Raw genomic sequence first — 6,470 nt, 5'->3', positions numbered from 1 at the left:
GGCGGGTTTCGCCATCGCCATCTACGTTTTCAACACAGCGACCACATAATTCAGGGTGGTCAGCGTGACTGCCCACATCGTCAGTTTGGTGCCAGCAACGTTCGCAGCGAGAATTTGCAGAAGCTTGAATATTGACTGCCAGGCCCGTCAAACCGGTATTAATAGCCGTTCCCGGTTTATCTGCCATTGCAAAACGCCTGGCTGACGATGTAATCAATACGAACTTCAACTCATCGCCAACTTTATTCAATATTTCCAGCAACTTATCTTCTGCATACAGATTAACGTCAGCAGTTAAACCGCCTTTTACTTCGCCGTGATTTCGTTTGTTTTCCAATTCTTTTGCTACGGCTTCACGTACAGAAAACAACTGTTGCCAATCAGCCACCGACAAAACACTATCTTGCGATAAAGGTTCCAGAGATTGATACCAGTCATTCAATAACACCGAAGCATTACGTTGACCCGGAATAAACTCCCAAAGCTCATCCGCAGTGAAACTCAGTATCGGTGCAATCCAGCGGCTTAACGCTTCGAGGATATGATACATAGCTGTTTGCGATGAACGGCGTCCAAGGCTGTCAGCTGGCATCGTATACTGCCGATCTTTGGTGATATCCAGATAGGCACTGCCCAGCTCATTGGCACAGAAGTTATGTACTTTCTGATAAATCAGATGGAACTGATAGCTTTCATAAGCCGCCAGGATTTCCAGCTGCAGATGATAGGCACGATCCATTACCCAGCGATCCAGTGGTAATAACTTCTCCGTGGCGACCAGATTGGCGGCAGGATCAAAATCATTCAGATTCGATAATAAATACCGTGCAGTATTACGAATACGGCGATATGAGTCCGCGGTGCGTTTCAGAATTTCATCCGATACCGTCATTTCAGCACTGTAATCCGTCGCCGCTACCCAGAGACGGATAATATCGGCACCAAGATTATTGACTACTTTTTGCGGTGAAACCGTATTTCCCTTGGATTTGGACATTTTCTTGCCTTCGGCATCCACGGTAAACCCGTGGGTCAGCACCGCTTTGTAAGGTGCTTTACCAGTAGTAGCAACTGATGTCAGTAATGATGATTGGAACCAGCCACGGTGTTGATCACTGCCTTCAAGATACAAATCTGCAGGGCGTTGTAAATCATCACGCCGGGTTAACACGCAGGCATGTGAGACTCCGGAATCAAACCAGACATCCAGCGTATCGGTGACTTTGAAATAATTTTCTGCGTCTGCACCAATCAAATCGCTGGCATCCATATCAAACCAGGCATCGATACCCTCCTGTTCAACAGCCAAAGCAACTTTTTCGATTAAAGCCTGTGAATCGGGATGTAATTCCCCACTCTGCTGATGAACAAATAATGGAATAGGCACACCCCAGGTACGTTGGCGGGAGATACACCAATCCGGACGACCTGACACCATATTTTCAATACGTTTCTGGCCCCAGTCCGGCATCCATTTAGTGGTAGCAATCGCCTGCATGGCCTGATCGCGCAAACCATTCTGATTCATGCTGACAAACCATTGAGGTGTGGCACGAAAAATAATCGGCGTTTTATGCCGCCAGCAATGTGGATAGCTGTGACGGATATCGATATGGCACAGCAAAGCCGATTTTTCTTTTAATAATTCAATAACCTGTGGATTGGCCTTAAATACCGACTCACCGGCAAACACTGGGGTATCAGGCAAAAACACACCATTGCCCCCCACTGGATTATCTACTTCCAGCTTATATTTCAGACCAACAATATAATCATCCTGACCGTGACCGGGAGCAGTATGTACCGCACCGGTACCGGCATCAGTCGTGACATGGTCACCCAGAATAACTGGCACCTTGCGATCATAAAACGGGTGTTGCAACTGTAAACCTTCAAGCGTTGCGCCTTTAACCCGGGCAATCACTTCACCGGTTAATTGATAACGTTCCAGCGCTTTTTCATACAACGCTTCAGCGAGCACCAAACGCTCGTTATCACATTGCACCACAACATAATCTAACTCAGGATGTAAACAAACAGCCTGATTGGCAGGCAGTGTCCATGGTGTGGTAGTCCAGATAGCAATGCTGACAGCGCCAGAGCCATTGTTCGGACAGGCTTTATCAAATGCAGCCACATCGACCAAAGGAAAACGGACATCAATGGCCGGTGACGTTTTATCCTCATATTCGACTTCGGCTTCAGCCAAAGCTGAACCACAATCCACACACCAGTGAACCGGTTTCACACCCTTGTGTAAATGACCGTTTTCAATGATTTCACCCAATGTGCGGATAATGTCAGCCTCAAACTGAAAATCCATGGTCAGATAAGGATTATCCCAATCGGCCAGTACACCCAGTCGTTTGAAATCTTCACGTTGCCCATCAACCTGTTTAGCCGCATAGTCACGACAGGCCTGACGGAACTCTGCCGGACTGACTTTTACACCGGGCTTACCAACTTTTTTCTCGACATTTAATTCAATAGGCAGACCATGGCAATCCCAGCCGGGAACATAGGGAGTATCAAAACCACTAAGGGTTTTGGATTTAAGAATAATATCCTTGAGGATTTTATTAACGGCATGGCCGATATGGATTTCACCATTGGCATATGGAGGTCCATCATGCAGAATGAATTTGGGTTTATTTTGATTTTTTTGTCGCAACTGCTGATAAAGTTCTTGCTCCTGCCAACGCTTTAACATTACTGGCTCACGATTGGGCAAGCCGGCTTTCATTGGAAAGTCAGTCGCAGGAAGATTTAAAGTCTGTTTGTAGTCGGCCACAAAACGTCTCGTTGTCGTCAAATAATAAAGCGCTCGATTATACGGGTTTTTCGCGCTGACCTAAATCACTGAAAAGAGTTTGTTTGGCCTTTGCCTGATGTTACACAGTAAAATGCCCAATCATTGTCCCCTTTGTTAATTTAAGAGCACCACATTCAATGACTGCAACGGAAAAAGTGATCATTAAAGGCATCACCAAAGACGGCGGTAAATTTCGCCCCAGTGACTGGGCTGAACGACTGTGTGGTGCGGTGGCCAGTTATGGTCCTGGTAGAAGAATTATCTTTCACCCACGGGTAAAACTCGCCTCATTGGAAGGCACAAAATGTGTAGTAATTGATGCGCAGCTTGAAGAAGAAGATGTCATGTTGTTCGAGTTTCTCATCGAATTTGCTGACGATAACCAGCTGCAAGTTGAAAGAATGGCGAAGCTACCCGAATCATAGGCTGAAGATTGGCGCTATTTTAGTCTCAACAGAGATGACGATGGAAAGATAAACAGGCTCTAATCTTCATGCTCGGCGTCCGGCCAGTTCTGGATATAATTTTTTAACAGTTTATTTTCAAACTTCGCTTTTTTCAGCAGCTCTTCCACAATATCGGTTATGGATAACATGCCTTCAAGATTGCCTTTGTAAACTACCGGTAAATGACGGATATTATGCTCGACCATCATATTCATCACTTCTTCAAGCGTATTATCCGGATCACAAGTATAGGGATTGGGTGTCATGGCATCAGCGGCAGTTTTCGGCTCCCACATGGCGTGCTTCTTGTGCAACACATTCAGCAAATCACGCTCTGACAAAATTCCCACTAACGCACCGTTATCCGTCACCACTAATGAACCAATACGATGTTCCATCATCAAATGAACGGCTTTGTCCAGCGAATCGGTTGGTGTCAGGCCGATAACCGGCTTACCTTTGTTTTTGGTAATGAGTCTGACTTTCATCTCTCTCTCCGGTAACGAATGGAAAATTCATTCTGCTTGAGAGTGGCGCCAATTAGCAAGACTGTCAATAAAGTTTCAATATAAATCAGAGGCTACAAGCCGAAGCTATGTAGCCTCATATGTCCATTACCAGTTGTAACTGCCCGTTAGCATCACACGGCGCCCTTCACCGAAATAACATAGTTGTTCAGTGCATGACGTATCGTATTCTTTATCGAATAAATTTGTGACGTGTAATGCCAGTCCAATATTTTGAATCTGATAACGCAGGCTGGCATCCATAACGGTATAACTTTCACTGTCCAGCTCTGCGACGGTCTCACCGGTTACAAAAGCAATCGTGTTGTTATTTAACGTCGAGTAGCTGCTTTGACCCACATAATGCAGCCCCAAACCTAATCCCAAGTTTTTAAACATCCCGGTTTGTTGGGTATAGTCCAGCCAGACACTGGCAGTCTCGTCAGGTTGCATTGGCGTTCGACTGTCTTCTTCCCAGGCATTAGGTGATTTGGTGATACGAGCATTAATATAACTATAGGCTGCCGATAATCTGAAACTATCTGATAAAGCCATTGCAGCTTCAATTTCTACCCCTTTGGATTTAACTTCACCGACTTGGCGGCGAGTGGCTACACCGGCAGAGTTATATTCACTTAACACATAATTCTCTTTGGTCAGTTCAAACAAAGCCAAACTGATAAAGCTGTCGCTGCCTTCAGGTTGAAATTTAACCCCAATCTCATATTGATCAGAGAGCTCGGGATCGAACAAATTACCGTTAACATCGGTATCGTTGACAACATTAAATGCTTCGCTATAACTGATATAAGGCGCAATACCATTATCAAACTTGTAGACAAGACCCAATCGACCGGAAAACTGTTTTTCTGACTGACTAACATCAGAAGCAGAATTTTCCCTGTCAAAATTGACATCAATATCCGTTTTCACCCAGTCATAACGCCCACCCACCATCAGACGCCATTTGTTATAGGCAATCTGATCCTGAAGATAGGCACCAGTCTGACGACTGTAAACCTCTCGATCTTTTAGCAAGGCCGGATAGGCGATCTCCTGATCATAGTCAGGACTCAGGTAGTTAATAGACGGGGCATTACTTCTGTAGCGCTGTTCATCGGCATTGCTATAGCGCCAATCCAAACCAATCATCATTTGGTGAGCCAGAGCACCTGTGTCAAAAACCGTTTCAAGACGATTATCAATGGCAAGCGCATCCAGTTTTTCATTCTCTATTGCTGCGTTGCGCTGTAAGTCAGCGGTAAGAGGATTACCACCGCGTAGTGACAGATAGCGATAGTTGAGATCCACCTTGTCATAGCGAAGGTTTTGGCGAAATGCCCAACTATCGTTGATGACATGGGAGAACTCGTAACCCACTGATTGATAATCACGCTCGAACTTGTTGAAATCATCATCACCAATAAAAAAGCCGTTATCAATATCGTAAGTTGTCCCAATAGCGTTGAAAGCTTCAAGAATATAAGGCGAGAGATGTTGATTAAAACTGTAGATCTGATCATCTTTTTGTTGCAATGCTAACAGCGTAAGTTGTGTGTCATCACTTATATTCCAGGTAATTGATGGTGCGATCAATTTACGCCTGGTTTCATTTTGATCGACTTCTGTGTTGGCCTCATTGCCCAAGACTATCAGGCGATATAAAAATTGGCCGTCTTCATCAATCGCGCCGCTGAAATCACCACTTAATTCAGCAAAATCATCCGATCCCGCAGATACTCGCAATTCACGTCGTGTTTCTTCGGTCGGCCGTTTAGTGACCAGATTCACCAGACCACCCGGCTGCGCCTGCCCATAAAGCACTGAACTAGGGCCACGGAGCACTTCGATCCGTTCCAGTGTGTAATTATCAGCCCGTGGCAAACCGTAAAGACTGGTCGGTTGCAATAAACCATCTCGGTAAACTTGTGATTTGGCATCAAAACCGCGGAGACTGAACCAGTCATAACGTGTGTCATAGCCGTAAGGAACACTCAAGCTCGGCGTGTAACGTAATGCATCCTGAACATTTAATGCCCCACGAAGCTGCAGTTGCTGCTGGGTAATAACAGAAACGGATTGTGGTGTATCCAATAAATCGGCACTGCCTTTGGTGGCTGAGGTACTTCGGACAGCTGCATATCCCGCTAATGGTGCATAAGGCGAAATGACTGTCTGCTGTCCCGTTACGGTAACCACTGGCAATAAGGCACTTGTCGAACCTGTATCAGTGATCAAGAAACTCTTATCCGCTTGTTTTTGAACAGTAAGTGAGGTGGATTTTAATAACTGTGTTAAGCCTGCTTCTACTGAATATTCCCCGCGGAGTCCTTGACTTTGCAGTCCCTGAGTCAGTTCTGGTGAGTAGGTCAATAAAATATCGGCTTGCTGGCCAAATTGATTTAAAACAGAAGACAGTGAGCCTGCGCTGATATCAAACTTAACTTGATCATGAAGACCTTTGGTCGACATTTCAGCCGCTTGCACTGTATTGGTTGTGGTGAACAATAAGCCACCACTAAAGAGTATTGCGAGGGTCACGGCGCTCAATAGCGTCGGTGTTTGAAGGGTAGTTTTTAACATTTTATTTCTCGTTCTCCAGTAACAATTCAAGTCTCTATCTGTACTGTCACGTGAGAAATAAAAACGGACCACAAAAAATTAATTTTTTGATTTTGCCTTCAATGTTATCCAGTAGCGGGTTCG

General features: G+C 45.2%; 4 protein-coding genes. 1 reads left to right on the top strand and 3 read right to left on the bottom strand.

What is annotated here, in order from left to right; translation table 11 throughout:
- Window positions 1–2,791: isoleucine--tRNA ligase (ileS, locus tag B3182_RS01745; RefSeq protein WP_292751290.1), on the bottom strand; the 2,791-nt coding region annotated here is incomplete at its 3' end.
- A gap of 158 nt (window positions 2,792–2,949) precedes the next feature.
- On the opposite strand from ileS, the gene B3182_RS01740 reads away from it, so the two are divergent.
- The gene (locus B3182_RS01740; RefSeq protein ID WP_292355419.1) at window positions 2,950–3,237 is read left to right on the top strand and encodes a DUF3579 domain-containing protein; all 288 of its coding nucleotides are present in this window, start codon (window positions 2,950–2,952) and stop codon (window positions 3,235–3,237) included.
- A gap of 59 nt (window positions 3,238–3,296) precedes the next feature.
- Here B3182_RS01740 and B3182_RS01735 read toward each other — a convergent pair whose 3' ends face one another.
- Entirely contained in the window at window positions 3,297–3,746 is a 450-nt protein-coding gene (locus tag B3182_RS01735) for a CBS domain-containing protein (protein ID WP_292355418.1), read from the bottom strand.
- 126 nt (window positions 3,747–3,872) lie between these two features.
- A complete protein-coding gene (locus B3182_RS01730; protein WP_292355415.1) occupies window positions 3,873–6,347 on the bottom strand; it encodes a TonB-dependent siderophore receptor in 2,475 nt (824 codons plus the stop codon).
- Between the last annotated feature and the right edge of the window lie 123 nt (window positions 6,348–6,470).

The sequence above is a fragment of the Methylophaga sp. UBA4204 genome (genome assembly GCF_002379485.1).
Taxonomy (GTDB): domain Bacteria; phylum Pseudomonadota; class Gammaproteobacteria; order Nitrosococcales; family Methylophagaceae; genus Methylophaga.
Note: the sequence above shows the minus strand (reverse complement) of the source record. Positions and strands in the feature narration are given on the sequence as shown.